15 protein-coding genes are annotated in these 14,717 nt (G+C 42.7%); 14 read left to right on the top strand and 1 reads right to left on the bottom strand.

Going from position 1 to position 14,717, the window contains the following annotated elements; genetic code table 11:
* The first annotated feature begins 48 nt into the window (after positions 1-48).
* Positions 49-1,710, top strand: coding sequence for an alpha,alpha-phosphotrehalase (gene treC / locus BA1DRAFT_RS11715; protein ID WP_036779229.1), 1,662 nt, complete (start codon positions 49-51; stop codon positions 1,708-1,710).
* 101 nt (positions 1,711-1,811) lie between these two features.
* Here treC and suhB read toward each other — a convergent pair whose 3' ends face one another.
* Entirely contained in the window at positions 1,812-2,615 is an 804-nt protein-coding gene (gene suhB / locus BA1DRAFT_RS11710) for an inositol-1-monophosphatase (protein WP_036779226.1), read from the bottom strand.
* A gap of 132 nt (positions 2,616-2,747) precedes the next feature.
* Between suhB and trmJ the strand changes: the two genes are divergently transcribed.
* The 13 genes from trmJ to BA1DRAFT_RS23545 all read left to right on the top strand — a co-directional run bounded on the left by trmJ (position 2,748) and on the right by BA1DRAFT_RS23545 (position 14,618).
* The gene (trmJ, locus tag BA1DRAFT_RS11705) at positions 2,748-3,473 is read left to right on the top strand and encodes a tRNA (cytosine(32)/uridine(32)-2'-O)-methyltransferase TrmJ (RefSeq protein ID WP_036779225.1); all 726 of its coding nucleotides are present in this window, start codon (positions 2,748-2,750) and stop codon (positions 3,471-3,473) included.
* An 87-nt stretch (positions 3,474-3,560) separates the two neighbouring features.
* Positions 3,561-4,055, top strand: a complete 495-nt coding sequence (gene iscR / locus BA1DRAFT_RS11700; protein WP_036779223.1) for a Fe-S cluster assembly transcriptional regulator IscR — start codon at positions 3,561-3,563, stop codon at positions 4,053-4,055.
* 49 nt (positions 4,056-4,104) lie between these two features.
* Entirely contained in the window at positions 4,105-5,319 is a 1,215-nt protein-coding gene (locus tag BA1DRAFT_RS11695; RefSeq protein WP_036779220.1) for an IscS subfamily cysteine desulfurase, read from the top strand.
* Positions 5,320-5,343: 24 nt separating this feature from the next.
* Positions 5,344-5,730 (top strand): Fe-S cluster assembly scaffold IscU, encoded by a 387-nt coding sequence (gene iscU, locus BA1DRAFT_RS11690; protein ID WP_011147477.1) that lies wholly within the window; start codon positions 5,344-5,346, stop codon positions 5,728-5,730.
* A 102-nt stretch (positions 5,731-5,832) separates the two neighbouring features.
* Positions 5,833-6,156: an iron-sulfur cluster assembly protein IscA gene (iscA, locus tag BA1DRAFT_RS11685; RefSeq protein WP_036779216.1), complete on the top strand. Its 324-nt coding sequence runs from the start codon at positions 5,833-5,835 to the stop codon at positions 6,154-6,156.
* 37 nt (positions 6,157-6,193) lie between these two features.
* Positions 6,194-6,715, top strand: a complete 522-nt coding sequence (gene hscB / locus BA1DRAFT_RS11680) for a co-chaperone HscB (protein ID WP_036779213.1) — start codon at positions 6,194-6,196, stop codon at positions 6,713-6,715.
* 11 nt (positions 6,716-6,726) lie between these two features.
* Positions 6,727-8,577 carry a Fe-S protein assembly chaperone HscA gene (gene hscA / locus BA1DRAFT_RS11675; protein WP_036779211.1) on the top strand — a complete coding sequence of 617 codons (1,851 nt, stop codon included), beginning with the start codon at positions 6,727-6,729 and terminating at the stop codon, positions 8,575-8,577.
* 2 nt (positions 8,578-8,579) lie between these two features.
* Entirely contained in the window at positions 8,580-8,915 is a 336-nt protein-coding gene (fdx, locus tag BA1DRAFT_RS11670) for an ISC system 2Fe-2S type ferredoxin (protein WP_036779209.1), read from the top strand.
* Between the two features lie 18 nt (positions 8,916-8,933).
* Positions 8,934-9,134, top strand: a complete 201-nt coding sequence (gene iscX, locus BA1DRAFT_RS11665) for a Fe-S cluster assembly protein IscX (protein WP_036779206.1) — start codon at positions 8,934-8,936, stop codon at positions 9,132-9,134.
* A 182-nt stretch (positions 9,135-9,316) separates the two neighbouring features.
* Positions 9,317-10,612 carry an aminopeptidase PepB gene (pepB, locus tag BA1DRAFT_RS11660; RefSeq protein WP_036779203.1) on the top strand — a complete coding sequence of 432 codons (1,296 nt, stop codon included), beginning with the start codon at positions 9,317-9,319 and terminating at the stop codon, positions 10,610-10,612.
* A gap of 36 nt (positions 10,613-10,648) precedes the next feature.
* A complete protein-coding gene (locus tag BA1DRAFT_RS11655; protein ID WP_036779200.1) occupies positions 10,649-11,071 on the top strand; it encodes an enhanced serine sensitivity protein SseB C-terminal domain-containing protein in 423 nt (140 codons plus the stop codon).
* A 1,160-nt stretch (positions 11,072-12,231) separates the two neighbouring features.
* Entirely contained in the window at positions 12,232-13,674 is a 1,443-nt protein-coding gene (prtA, locus tag BA1DRAFT_RS11650) for a serralysin (protein ID WP_036779197.1), read from the top strand.
* Positions 13,675-14,471: 797 nt separating this feature from the next.
* A complete protein-coding gene (locus tag BA1DRAFT_RS23545) occupies positions 14,472-14,618 on the top strand; it encodes a hypothetical protein (protein ID WP_160170004.1) in 147 nt (48 codons plus the stop codon).
* The last annotated feature ends 99 nt before the right edge of the window (positions 14,619-14,717 follow it).

Here is a 14,717-nt window from a genome sequence, read left to right as displayed (position 1 = left end):
CAATTCATGGCTATTTAATTCAGGAAATATATTGATAAGGTGTTTTTGATGGACAAAATCATTCCGTGGTGGTTACAAGGCGTCATCTATCAGATATATCCTAAGAGTTTCCAGGATACGACAGGTAGCGGAACGGGCGATCTTAACGGCATTACTTATCGGCTTGATTATTTGAAGAAACTGGGTGTAGACGCTATTTGGGTGACGCCTTTTTACCGCTCGCCACAGGTAGATAACGGTTATGATGTCGCTGATTATTGTGCGATTGATCCGGCTTATGGCTCAATGGATGATTTTAAGCGTTTGGTTGATGAGGCACATCAACGTGATATCCGTGTCATCGTAGATATTGTTTTCAACCATACATCGACTCAACACCCTTGGTTTAAACAAGCACAGGATATTGATAGCCCTTATCGGCAATATTACATTTGGCGGGATGGGGTACCTGAAACCCCGCCTAATAATTGGGCGTCGAAATTTGGCGGCAATGCTTGGGCGTGGCATGAAGCAAGCCAACAGTATTATTTGCACTTGTTTGCTGTTGAGCAGGCCGATCTAAACTGGGAGCATGAACCTGTACGGGCTGAACTGAAAAAGATTTGTGAATTCTGGGCTGGCCTTGGTGTTGATGGCTTCCGTCTGGATGTCATTAACCTGGTTTCTAAGCAGCAAGACTTCCCTGAATCAACTCAGGGAGATGGGCGTCAGTTCTACACTGATGGCCCGCGTATTCATGAATTTCTGCAAGAAATGAACAGAGAAGTATTCCAGCCTGCCGGAGTGATGACGGTCGGGGAGATGTCTTCTACCTCACTGGAACATTGTCAACGCTATTCTTCATTGGATGGTGAAGAGTTGTCGATGGTTTTTGCTTTCCATCACTTAAAAGTCGATTACCCTAATGGTGAAAAATGGGTTGCGGCGCCGCCTGATTTTATTGAATTGAAGAAAATTTTTGTCAAGTGGCAGCAAGGCATGTACGAACGGGCATGGAATGCGCTTTTCTGGTGTAATCACGATCAGCCGCGTATTGTTTCACGCTTTGGCGGTGAAGGTGTTTGGCGGGTGCCGTCCGCCAAAATGTTGGCAATGGTACTGCATGGCATGCAGGGAACCCCTTATATCTATCAAGGGGAAGAACTGGGAATGACTAACCCTCATTTTTCGCATATTGAAGAGTATCGGGATATAGAAAGTTTAAATATTTATCAAGAGAAGATTGAGCAGGGCAGTGATAAACAGCAAATCTTATCGGTCTTAGCGAAGAAATCTCGTGATAATGGGCGAACGCCGATGCAATGGGATGCGACTGCCAATGCCGGGTTTACTCAAGGGAAGCCGTGGATAGCGTTGAATAGTGATTACCAGGCTGTGAACGCTGAAAATGCCATCCAGGATGAGGATTCAGTTTTCCATTGTTATGCCCGCTTGATAAAACTGCGTAAAACATATCCGGTATTGACTTATGGCAGTTATGAGGATTTGTTGCCGTCTCACCCTTGGCTATGGTGTTATGTTCGCCGTTGGGAAAACCAAACGTTGCTGGTTATTGCTAACCTCAGCGCAGAAGTGCAAGAGTGGTCGTTGGATGCTTCTTTATCCCACTGTTCATGGGTGAAATTGATGGGGAACTATCCTGAAAACCAGTTACCTGTAGAAAATATGCAGCTACAGCCTTATGAAGCTGTTTATTGGTTAGCGGAGTAACAGTGGTCTTTATTGCTAGTTAAATCAATCGCAGAGTAGACCGCATTTTTTGCGGTCTACCTAAAATACCGTCTTGCAATTCTATTTAGAATTCACTTGAATTAACGTTTCAATGCTTCTGATAATTCATCACGCATTTCGGCCAGAATGTCTTTAACAACGCGTGGATTACCTGCGACAAGGTTGCCGGAATGAATGTAATTATGACCGCCAACGAAATCAGTTACGATACCGCCAGATTCACGAACTAACAGCTCGCCGCCCATAAAATCCCACGGTTTTAGGCCAATTTCAAAGTAACCATCTACCCGACCAGCCGCAACATAAGCCAGGTCCAGAGCAGCGGAGCCTGTACGACGGAAATCAGCACAACGAACAAATAATTTACCCAAAGTATTAATAAAAACAGTGGAATGATGTTTTGCTTTGAATGGGAAACCTGTTGCCAGAATAGTGCCATCCAGATCGCGGGCATTAGTGCCACGCAGACGGTAGCCATTCAACTGTGCCCCTTGACCGCGGGTTGCGGTGAAAAGCTCATTACGCATTGGATCGTAAACAACCGCAACTTCAGTACGGCCTTTAATGCGTACCGCAATAGAAACGGCGAAGTGAGGGAGGCGTTTGATAAAGTTGGTCGTGCCATCCAGTGGATCGATTACCCATTGAATATCAGTCTCTTCGCCTAGCAGCTCGCCACTCTCTTCGGTAATAATCGAGTGTTTGGGATAAGATTTGCGAATAACGTCGATAATGAGCGCTTCTGCGGCTTTGTCAACATTGGTAACAAAGTCGTTACTGCCTTTTTGGCTCGCTTCAACCGCATCGGGAGTTTCATAGTTTTTAGCAATTAGGTTGCCAGCTTTACGCGCAGCGCGTATGGCGATGGTCAGCATCGGATGCATGGGATATCTTCCACCAGGATGTTAAAGAACGGGTAATTAATCGGCGCATAGTATAGCAGTAATTCGGAAAAATACTAATGTTGTGTTAAGATATTTGGTTCTTATAACCATCCAGACTATTCAGAAGTTGCCATGTTAGAAAATATCCGCATTATCCTGGTTGAAACTTCCCACACCGGGAATATGGGGTCAACCGCCCGGGCAATGAAAACAATGGGATTAACTAATCTTTATTTGGTTAATCCACTGGTTCAGCCAGATTCTCACGCGATTGCACTTTCTGCTGGCGCCAGCGATGTTATTGGTAATGCGACGATGGTCGATAGTTTGGATAAAGCGCTGGCCGGTTGTGGATTGGTGATTGGCACCAGCGCCCGTTCAAGAACGTTATCATGGCCGATGGTGGAACCTCGTGAATGTGGTGAACGTAGTGTTCAAGAGGCTGAACACGCGTCGGTTGCCATTGTTTTTGGCCGTGAGCGAGTAGGGTTGACCAATGAAGAATTGCAGAAGTGCCATTATCATCTGAATATCCCAACTAACCCCGAGTACGGTTCATTAAATCTGGCGATGGCGGTTCAGCTTGTCAGTTATGAAATCCGTATGGCTTATTTAGCGCGTCAGGATAAAAATGAGCGAAAAACTGATGAAGTGGAATATCCATTAGCTGATGATATGGAACGCTTTTATCATCATCTTGAACGTGTGTTAAATGATTCTGGTTTCATCAGAAAAGCGCATCCCGGCCAGATAATGAATAGATTAAGGCGGCTTTTTACCCGTGCCCGGCCTGAGATGCAGGAACTGAATATTCTGCGTGGCATCTTGTCCTCTGTTGAAAAATGGGCGAAGAAATAGTTGAGTAAATTACTAGGTTAAATAGTTGACTAAAATACTCAGGAATGACACAATTTCGCTCATATTTCACCACGGGGTAATTCATTTATGAGATTGACATCTAAAGGGCGTTATGCAGTAACTGCCATGCTTGATGTGGCGTTGCACTCACAAGAAGGCCCGGTACCACTGGCCGACATTTCTGAACGTCAGGGTATTTCCCTCTCCTATCTTGAACAGTTATTTTCTCGCTTGCGCAAAAATGGTCTGGTTTCAAGTGTCCGTGGTCCGGGTGGTGGTTACTTATTGGGCAAAGATGCCAGTGAAATTGTTGTTGCCGAAGTGATTTTCGCAGTTGATGAATCGGTAGATGCTACCCGTTGTCAGGGTAGAGAAGGGTGTCAGGGCGGTGATCGCTGCCTGACTCATGCTTTATGGCGCGATTTAAGTGATCGTATTACCGGTTTCCTGAGCAGTATCAGTCTAGAAGAATTAGTCAATAACCAAGAAGTATTGGACGTTGCTGGTCGCCAGGATAACGATAAACGCCGTACACCTCACGGTAGAGCACAAGAAACAATTAATGTCAATCTGCGCCCATAAGCAGAGCTTGTGATGAATTGAAGTATTAGAAGTAGGGAGCATGTGAGCAATGAAATTACCAATTTATTTAGATTACTCAGCAACGACGCCGGTTGATCCGCGTGTTGCTGAAAAAATGATGAACTATCTGACCAGGGACGGGATATTTGGTAATCCCGCTTCTCGTTCACACCGTTTTGGCTGGCAGGCTGAAGAAGCGGTTGATATTGCCCGTAATCAGATTGCTGATTTGGTGGGTGCGGACCCGCGAGAAATTGTTTTTACTTCTGGCGCAACGGAGTCTGACAATCTTGCCATCAAAGGCGCGGCTAATTTTTACCAGAAAAAGGGCAAGCACATCATCACCAGCAAAACCGAACATAAAGCGGTTCTGGACACTTGCCGTCAATTGGAACGTGAAGGGTTTGAAGTCACTTATTTGGCGCCTCAGAGCAACGGGTTGATTGATTTAAACGATCTGGAAGCCGCAGTGCGTGATGACACCATTCTGATTTCTATCATGCATGTTAACAATGAAATTGGCGTGGTGCAGGATATTGCCGCCATCGGTGAAATGTGTCGCAGCCGCGGTATCGTTTTCCATGTTGATGCCACTCAGAGCGTAGGCAAACTGCCAATTGACTTAACCAAACTGAAAGTCGATTTGATGTCTTTCTCCGCCCATAAAATTTACGGGCCGATGGGAATTGGCGCACTGTACGTTCGCCGTAAACCACGCATTCGTATTGAAGCACAGCAACATGGCGGCGGCCATGAACGCGGTATGCGTTCTGGTACTTTGCCTGTTCATCAGATTGTGGGTATGGGTGAAGCTTATCGTATTGCCAGGCAGGAAATGGAGAGTGAATCTCAGCGTCTGCGCGGCCTGCGGTTGCGTCTGTGGCAGGGTATCAAAGATATCGAAGAGGTCTTCCTTAACGGAGATTTGGAGCACGGCGCTCCGCATATTCTGAATGTCAGCTTCAACTATGTTGAAGGTGAATCACTGATGATGTCATTAAAAGATCTGGCGGTTTCTTCGGGTTCTGCATGTACTTCTGCCAGTTTGGAGCCCTCCTACGTATTGCGTGCGTTGGGGATGAATGACGAACTGGCTCACAGCTCTATCCGTTTCTCTTTAGGGCGCTTTACAACAGAAGAAGAGATCGACTACGCCATTGAACTGATTCACAAATCTATTGGCCGCCTGCGTGAACTTTCTCCACTGTGGGAAATGTTTAAACAAGGTGTGGATCTAAACAGTATCGAATGGTCTCATCATTAATCAGACGGTTTCAGGAGTAACAACATGGCTTACAGCGAAAAAGTAATTGATCACTATGAAAATCCACGTAACGTCGGTTCTTTCGATAGTGAAGATCCAATGGTTGGCAGCGGCATGGTCGGCGCCCCTGCGTGTGGCGACGTGATGAAACTGCAAATCAAAGTCAATAATGAAGGCATTATTGAAGATGCGCGTTTCAAAACTTACGGTTGCGGTTCTGCGATTGCGTCCAGCTCTTTAGTCACAGAATGGATGAAGGGCAAATCTCTGGAGCAGGCGGAAGCGATTAAAAATACTGAAATTGCCGATGAATTAGAACTGCCACCAGTGAAAATCCACTGTTCTATTCTGGCGGAAGATGCGATTAAAGCAGCGATTGCGGATTACAAAAGTAAACGCCAGGGCAGATAACGGCCCTTGATAATAACAAGATAGAAAAAAATTTGGTGGATACGGGTTGTTACATACCATCCGGTATCCGCCTTTGCTGGTTTTAATAAGTGAGGTTGTTGTATGTCAATTTCCCTTACAGAAAGTGCTGCACAACGCGTTTCATCATTCCTGAGTAACCGTGGAAAAGGTGTTGGTTTGCGTCTGGGCGTCAGAACATCAGGCTGTTCAGGTATGGCCTACCTGCTTGAATTTGCCGATATGATTAACGAAGACGACACAGTGTTTGAAGATAAGGGTGTCAAAGTTATCGTAGATGGCAAGAGCATGGTCTATCTCGACGGTACAGAGCTGGATTTTGTTAAAGAGGGCCTTAACGAAGGCTTTAAGTTCAACAACCCAAATGTTTCCAGTGAATGTGGTTGTGGAGAGAGTTTTAACGTTTAATTCCGTTTTTCGGCCAAATCCAGAGTAAGTTTAGATTATGGACTATTTCACTTTATTTGGGCTGCCGGCTCGTTATGCTGTTGATCGTGAACAACTGGCAAGCTGTTATCAAGAGTTGCAGCGTCAGTTTCATCCGGATCGCTTTGCTAATCAGCCAGAGCGTGAAAAAACGCTGGCGTTGCAGCAAGCCGCGACTATCAATGACGGTTATCAAACGCTCAAACATCCACTGAAACGCGCTGAATATATGCTCTCTTTGCATGGTTTTGATTTAGCCAACGAACAGCACACCATGAATGACAACGCTTTCCTGATGGAACAGCTTATGTTGCGGGAAGAGTTGGAATGTATTGCCGACAAAGCTAATCCAGAAGTGGCATTGGCTGATTTTGCTGCTCACCTGAATGGGATGATTAAAACCCGTAGTCAGCAAATGGTGCAGCGATTGGATGAACAGCAGTGGGAACAAGCAGCCGATACGGTGCGCAAATTACGTTTTCTGGATAAATTGCAACAGCAGGTTGAGCAACTGGAAGAACGTTTACTGGACGACTTTTAAGGAAGGCGTATATGGCTTTATTACAAATTAGCGAGCCGGGGTTATCCGCTGTACCACATCAACGTCGTTTAGCTGCCGGTATTGATTTAGGCACGACACATTCATTAGTTGCCACTGTTCGCAGTGGGCAAGCGGAAACATTGATGGATAGTGAAGATCGTTATCTGCTTCCTTCGGTTGTTCGTTACCATGAAAAGGGGCTTGAAATTGGTTGGCAGGCCCGTCAACAGGCCGCGTGTGATCCTGCTAATACTATCAGTTCAGTAAAACGTATGATGGGACGTTCTCTGGCTGACATTCAGCAACGTTATCCAAATCTTCCTTATCAATTTCAAGCGAGTGAAAACGGGTTGCCGTTAATCAACACCGCAGCGGGTATGGTTGATCCTATTCAGGTTTCTTCTGAAATTCTTAAATTGCTGGCGCAGCGTGCAGAAGAAACACTGGATGGTAAGCTTGATGGTGTTGTGATCACTGTTCCTGCCTACTTTGATGACGCACAGCGTCAGGGAACAAAAGATGCGGCGCGATTAGCTGGATTACACGTTCTGCGTTTGCTTAATGAACCAACTGCCGCTGCGATTGCCTACGGACTGGACTCTGGTCAAGAAGGTGTCATTGCGGTTTATGATTTAGGCGGCGGTACCTTTGACGTTTCTATTTTGCGGTTAAGCCGTGGTGTTTTTGAGGTGCTGGCAACCGGTGGTGACACTGCGCTGGGTGGTGATGATTTCGATTTGATACTGGCTGATTGGGTCCGTGAACAGGCGGGTATTGGCGATCGAAATGACCATAGTTTGCAACGCCAGCTATTAGATATGGCTACTCAGGTAAAAATCGCCTTGAGTGATGCTGATATTGCAGAAATAAACATTGGCGGCTGGCAGGGTAAAATCACCCGTTGCGAATTTGAAGCCCTAATAACACCATTGATAAAACGGACTTTACTGGCAAGTCGTCGGGCATTGAAAGATGCAGAAGTCTCTGCGGATGAGGTTTTACAGGTGGTTATGGTGGGTGGTTCAACCCGTGTACCATTGGTTCGTCACATGGTTGGCGAGTTTTTTGGCCGCGAACCGCTGACTTCCATTGATCCTGATAAAGTGGTTGCTGTGGGTGCTTCGATTCAGGCGGATATTCTGGTGGGTAACAAACCAGATAGCGACATGCTGTTGTTGGATGTGATTCCGCTTTCACTTGGGTTGGAAACGATGGGAGGTTTGGTTGAAAAAATTATCCCACGTAATACGACCATTCCAGTTGCCAAAGCGCAGGAGTTCACTACCTTCAAAGACGGCCAGAGTGCAATGAGTATTCATGTAGTGCAAGGGGAAAGGGAATTGGTCAGTGATTGCCGTTCACTAGCCCGTTTTACCCTACGTGGTATTCCGCCATTACCCGCTGGTGGGGCTCATATCCGGGTTACTTTCCAGGTAGATGCTGATGGCTTGCTGAGTGTCAGCGCGTTGGAGAAATCCACTGGCGTCGAAGCTTCTATTCAGGTGAAGCCTTCCTATGGCTTATCTGATGGAGAAATCGCTCGCATGATAAAAGACTCTATGGCAAATGCTCAGGAAGATATCAGTGCGCGCAAACTGGCAGAACAAAAAGTTGAAGCGGCGCGAGTACTGGAAAGTGTCACCAGTGCGTTAGAAAAAGATGCCGATCTACTGAATGAACAAGAACAGGCGGCAATTGATGCTGCCGTGGAAATACTTATAACAAGCGTTCAGGGCAATGATCCTGAAATTATTGAAAACGCGATTAAACAACTGGATAAGCAAACGCAGGAATTCGCTGCACGCCGGATGGACTCATCTATTCGTCGGGCGTTGGCGGGCCATTCTGTGGACGAGATTTAATTATGCCAAAAATTGTATTTTTACCTCATAACGATCTTTGCCCCGATGGCGCAGTTCTGGAAGCCAAAGAAGGGGAATCCATTCTGAATGTTGCATTGCGCAATGGGATTGAAATCGAGCATGCGTGTGAAAAATCCTGTGCTTGCACCACTTGCCATTGTATCGTTCGTGAAGGTTTCGATTCACTGGAAGAGAGCTCTGAACTGGAAGATGACATGCTGGATAAAGCTTGGGGGCTGGAGCCGGAAAGTCGTCTGAGTTGTCAAGCTAGAGTTTCTGACGAAGATTTGGTGGTAGAAATTCCAAAATACACCATTAACCATGCCCGTGAGCACTGATTGGCAGGAGAAAAATAAATGAGCCTGAAATGGTCCAATAGTCGTGAAATTGGTGAAGCGCTATATGACAAATTTCCTGAGGTAGATCCAAAAACGGTTCGCTTTACTGATATGCACCAGTGGATCTGTGAACTGGATGATTTTGATGATGCACCTGAAAAATCCAGTGAAAAGATTTTGGAAGCGATCCTGCTTGTTTGGTTGGATGAATTTGAATAACAAATAGCATTAATTTGTTATTTATCCACTATCGTTTTAAGGTAGGCTGCTCTTCAATGAAAAACTGGCTTTGGCCGGTTTTTTTATAGGATGAATATCTGGCAGACGAAGAATTATATCGGTAGAAGCTTAAATAAGCTCCTCACTGCCATCAAGCGGTAATAATAAGAGGTGAGAAAAGAATGAATAAACAAATCATGCCAATAACACTGTCTTATGAACCAGCAGCAGCTTGCTGGGGTGAAAAAGCGCTGATTAGTTCCAGTGATCAAGGGGTGACGATTCATCTGGTTGGTAAAGGTAAATTAGGGGCAGTGCAACGTGCCGGGCGTAAAATTGACGGGCAGGGAATTCGTCATGTGTCTCTGGTGGGCGAAGGTTGGGATTTAGAGAAAAGTTGGGCTTTCTGGCAAGGATTCCGTGCGCCGAAAGGTAATCGTTCTATTGAATGGCCTCAACTGCCCGCGGCTGAAAAACAGGAACTGGAAAGCAGAATTAAAATTATTGATTGGGTGCGTGACACCATCAATATGTCAGCGGAAGAGCTTGGGCCGGAACAATTGGCGAAGCGTGCGATTGACCTGATGTGTTGTATGGCTGGTGAATCAGTCAGTTATCGCATTATTAAAGGCGAAGATTTACGTGAACAGGGTTATGCTGGCATTCACACCGTTGGCCGTGGTTCTTCTCGCGATCCGATTCTATTGGCGTTGGATTACAACCCAACTGGCAACCTGCAAGCGCCGGTGTTTGCCTGTTTGGTAGGTAAAGGCATCACATTTGATACTGGCGGCTACAGCCTGAAACAATCTTCCTTTATGGATTCCATGAAATCGGATATGGGTGGAGCCGCAACCTTGGCAGGTGCATTGGCGCTGGCAATCAGTCGTGGTTTGAAACAACGAGTTAAACTATTCCTCTGCATAGCGGATAACATGGTCAGTGGTAACGCCTTTAAACTGGGTGATGTTATTCATTACCGTAATGGCAAATCTGTTGAAGTGATGAATACGGATGCGGAAGGTCGTCTGGTGCTGGCTGATGGTTTAATTGATGCCAGCAAAGAGAAAGCGAAATTAATCATTGATGCGGCAACCTTGACCGGTGCGGCGAAAACGGCTGTGGGTAATGACTACCACTCTATATTCAGCTTTGATGACAAACTGGCGGCTGATCTGTTGGCGGCTGCTGCATCCGAGAATGAACTATTCTGGCGTTTACCATTAGCTGAATTCCATCGTAGCCAACTGCCATCAAATTTTGCTGACCTGAACAACGTTGCTGCGTCATCGCATACTGCGGGTGCTAGTACTGCGGCGGCTTTCTTGTCTCACTTTGTGGAAGAATACCAAAAAGGTTGGATTCACATTGATTGCTCGGCAACTTATCGTAAATCCGCGGTAGAACATTGGTCCGCTGGTGCAACAGGTTATGGGGTTCGTTCGATTGCTAATTTGTTGTTGGCGAAGGCGAAATAAATTTATTTTATCTAAAAAAACTGATTGGAGATTTTTATGGGTTCACTGAGTGAATTAGTTTCGGTTGAGATTGATGTTCCAAGTGGTAGTAAGCTAACACTTAGCCAACCGGAAGAATATCCTGCGCAGCTCATTGAAGCTTTGGTCAGTTTATTTAGCCAACGTAAACCTGTTCGCCGTGCTTTTATCATACAAGTCTATGATAAAAATGTGGATGAAAACCCTAATTTATTAATTGGACTGGAAATAAATGGTACCGCAGACGAAATTGAACAACTAATCCATGAAGCGGGCACTATTGCTTGTGAATACACATCGGAAGAAGAGCCGATTGACTTCTGTCTAGTTGATGAAAAAGAGAGTGGTATCAGCCATTATTTGATTCAGCATACGCAGCCATTTTACCAGCGTAAATTAGGCAGTTGGTTACGTGGAAGCATTCCGGTAATGAATAAGTGACTATTTAGCGAGTGATAATATAGTTGTCGGTAGAATTGAAGTCCCCATTTATTACCGAAATCATTACCGAATCAAGTAAAAATTAAAGAGTCTGAGTTCAGTAAAATACAGGGCTCAGACCTTGATAAACGTGTGTTTAATTGCTCAATTTTTGGGGATAATTCATAAAATCGGGATGATTTTGTCTGCCATATTTTTGAATAAATTAAAAATCATAAAGATATAATTATAATCTGGTTTTATTTCATATATATACCCGTCATCTTTCAAGTGGCCTCTTTGTTGGCTGCATTCACCTCACTCTGGTCACACAGTTCGCTATGCTCCCGGGGATTCGCTACCTTGCCGTCGCGATGCATCTTGAAATCCATTGGGTATATATACCAACTCTTGTGTTGATGCATAATTGTTTAACTTAAAGTGTGAAGCAAAGATAGTTCAAAGATTCCCTTCTAGCACTCTAAGTAACTAGCAGCTTTATCTGTATTTGGTAGTAAAGCTCGATAACTTCTACCAGGTTTTTAACTTGAAAAGCCGACCAGATTCCCCTTCGCCATGTAATAGCAAAATTTAATGCCAAAGATAATGACGAAAAAACAAATTCAGCTCATAATAATCTGTAAATGATTAAATTCTTCCATTATATATTAACTCTTATTTTTTAAACGAATGAAATCATTTATAATTGATACTGCCATTTTTTCATAGCAATCCAATTTAATTCTCTCAGGAAAAAACTTTATATAATAGATAAAGTATTATCTGGTAATACATATTGCCCTTATTTTTTGGGCTTGTTTTAATAGTTGCTTAATAAAATTATTAATAATGACTTTATAAAATTTTTTAAGTTTACTATATGGATAATTAAATTGGTAATAATTTTAAAAGAAAATACTGATAAAAATTAGCGATATTTTTTGTCTTAAATAGCTATGTTATATAAAACAATTGTTTATTTGTTTTATGCTACTTTTATCATGTTTATATTAAAAAAATATGTTAATTGTTTTTTACGTAATTAACTTTAGTGTTACTTTTATGGACAGGGATTTTAAATTGCGTGGCCGGGATAGCCCATCACTTCTAGGTTTTATTGACAGGTGTTTAATTAAATATAAAGTTTTTTATATCTAAGCTTTGAACTTATGGAGAAATATATGTCTTTAAAGAGGAAAATTTCATATTTGGAAGAAGTTAGTGGTTCAGCAAAGGCAAATGAGGTATTGACTTGGCTACAGGCTTATATTCCAGGTAAAGATCCTAATATTGTCGTTGGGCATGAGCCAAGTAAAGATGCGGCGAAAGAGTTAATCCGAAGTGATTACCGTTGGGGGCATCAGAGTAATGACAAATCTGAAACTTTCCAATTAACGTATAATTTCCTGGAGAGTGAGCCGGATGACATGCCGTGGAGTATTTATGGATTTTCAGCATTTAATGAACAGCAAAAAGCGGCTGCAAAACTGTCAATTCAATCTTGGACTGATGTCGCAAATATTAAATTCACGGAAACCTCTGATGCGAGTAAGGCGAATGTCACTTTTGGTTTCTTTGATTTTAGTTTAACAGGGGATTATGCGTTTGCTGAGATGCCGAATCCAGGTTTGAAACAAGTCGGAACTTGGTATAACGCGGAAAGCCGTACTTTCTTAAAAAACGATATTGGAGTGAATGGTTATGGTCGCCATACATTTACTCATGAAATCGGCCATACACTGGGGTTGGATCATCCGGCTGATTATGATGCGTCTGATAAGGTAGTACCGACTTACAAGAATAAGGCTACTTATTTTGAAGATAGCGGTGCTTATACCATCATGGGTTATTTCAGTGAAAAAAATACCGGACAGGACTTTAAAGGTATTGATTCTTCTGCGCCATTACTTAACGATATTTCTGCTATTCAGTCGTTGTATGGCGCAAATAATACTACTCGTACCGATGATACTGTATATGGTTTTAATTCCAACACTGATCGCGATTTCTTTACGGCAAAAGATGCAAAGAGCAAACTCGTGTTCACTGCCTGGGATGCGGGTGGTAATGATACCTTTGATTTCTCTGGTTTTACTCAGGATCAACGCATTAACTTGAATGAAGCTTCTTTCTCGGATGTTGGTGGTTTGAAAGGAAACATTTCTATCGCCCGTGGTGTCACAATTGAAAATGCGATTGGCGGCAGTGGTAATGACATTCTGATCGGGAATGATGCCAATAATACTCTGAAGGGTGGTACAGGTGATGACATCATTTACGGTGGACTGGGAGCTGATCATCTTTGGGGTGGGGAAGGCAAAGATACATTTGTCTACTTGAATGCCAAGGAATCACCTTTCCTTGAGCGTGATTGGATTCATGACTTTATTTCCGGTGAAGACAAGATTGATTTGTCATTGTTCGATCTGGGTGAAGCAGGAAAAGGCACTATTAAATTTGTCGAGGAATTTACCGGTACCGTTGGGGAAGCTGTGATCAGCTATGACAGCGTTAACAATGTAAATGATTTCGTTATTAATATGGGGGGAGAATTATCCCAAAATGGTTTTGGCGTGAAAATCGTTGGAGAAGCGCTGACAGAAGCTGATTTCATCCTTTCATAACACAACAACACAACCGCATCTGACCGGATGCGGTTATTCATTTAGTCACTTTAAATGTTTGGGCGTACAATTTTGCTGTCTTCTGTATCCCGTCTTCTGTCTTCTATCTTCTGTTTCCTGTCCATGTGGTTGGAGTTCCTAATCTACTATTTTTCTATTATATAATAAGTCAAATACATTTAAATAAGTAATCAATTATGTGACTTTTTTATTTAAAAATAATCTCAAAATAATTTATTTTTAAATTTAAATTATTTATTGGTGATATTAAACATAATTAATATATACATCAGTCGTATTATTTTATTATGACAAAACAATATATATGGAAGTTAGTTTTAATTTGAAATTGTTTCATGTCGGTGTTAAATATAATTAACGTTTACATCAGTTGTATAATTTGATTATTATAAAATAGTATGTAATCAGGCAGGTTGATAATTTTTACGTGTATAAATATACATTAATCAATATAACTAAATGATAAATCATGTTTTTTATGGTGCAATCTGTTTCCTGCTGGAATATGGGTAGGTCCATTTTGCAGAGAATTATTAAAGTAAATTCAGTGTTAATTGGGGATCAGGAGGTTTAATTTGTCTCGCTAACTGTTTAATTTTTTATGAAATAATTTACATGTGATATTAATTCAAAATGGACAAAACACAGCAGGGATTTAGCACTCATGCCAGTAAATATATTCAATAAATCCATTTTTATTTAGTTATGGAATTCAGCGTCAGCCAATAAAAAATTGCACAAAATCAAAGGCGCTTATTAAAGAGATAGGAACAAAAATGGAATATCTTTTGCCGGTTCACTGTGTGAATCGTTTATTCCGTTATCAGGAAAATAATTGTCGCAGAATTGTTAATTATGCAGTTATCAACTGGGCTATTACATCCAGCGTCCAAGAGAATGTGCTGTTTGAGGATCTTAATTGATGCCTGGTGTATGCCCGTTTTTATTTCTTTGAGGAAAGAAAGAAGGGCAAAACAATTTGTGATGACTGTTGAGAATGACAGTTTTCAAATAACTAACAG

Source organism: Photorhabdus aegyptia (assembly GCF_000612035.1).
Lineage (GTDB): Bacteria > Pseudomonadota > Gammaproteobacteria > Enterobacterales > Enterobacteriaceae > Photorhabdus > Photorhabdus akhurstii.
This window is presented reverse-complemented; position numbering and strand designations above follow the sequence as displayed.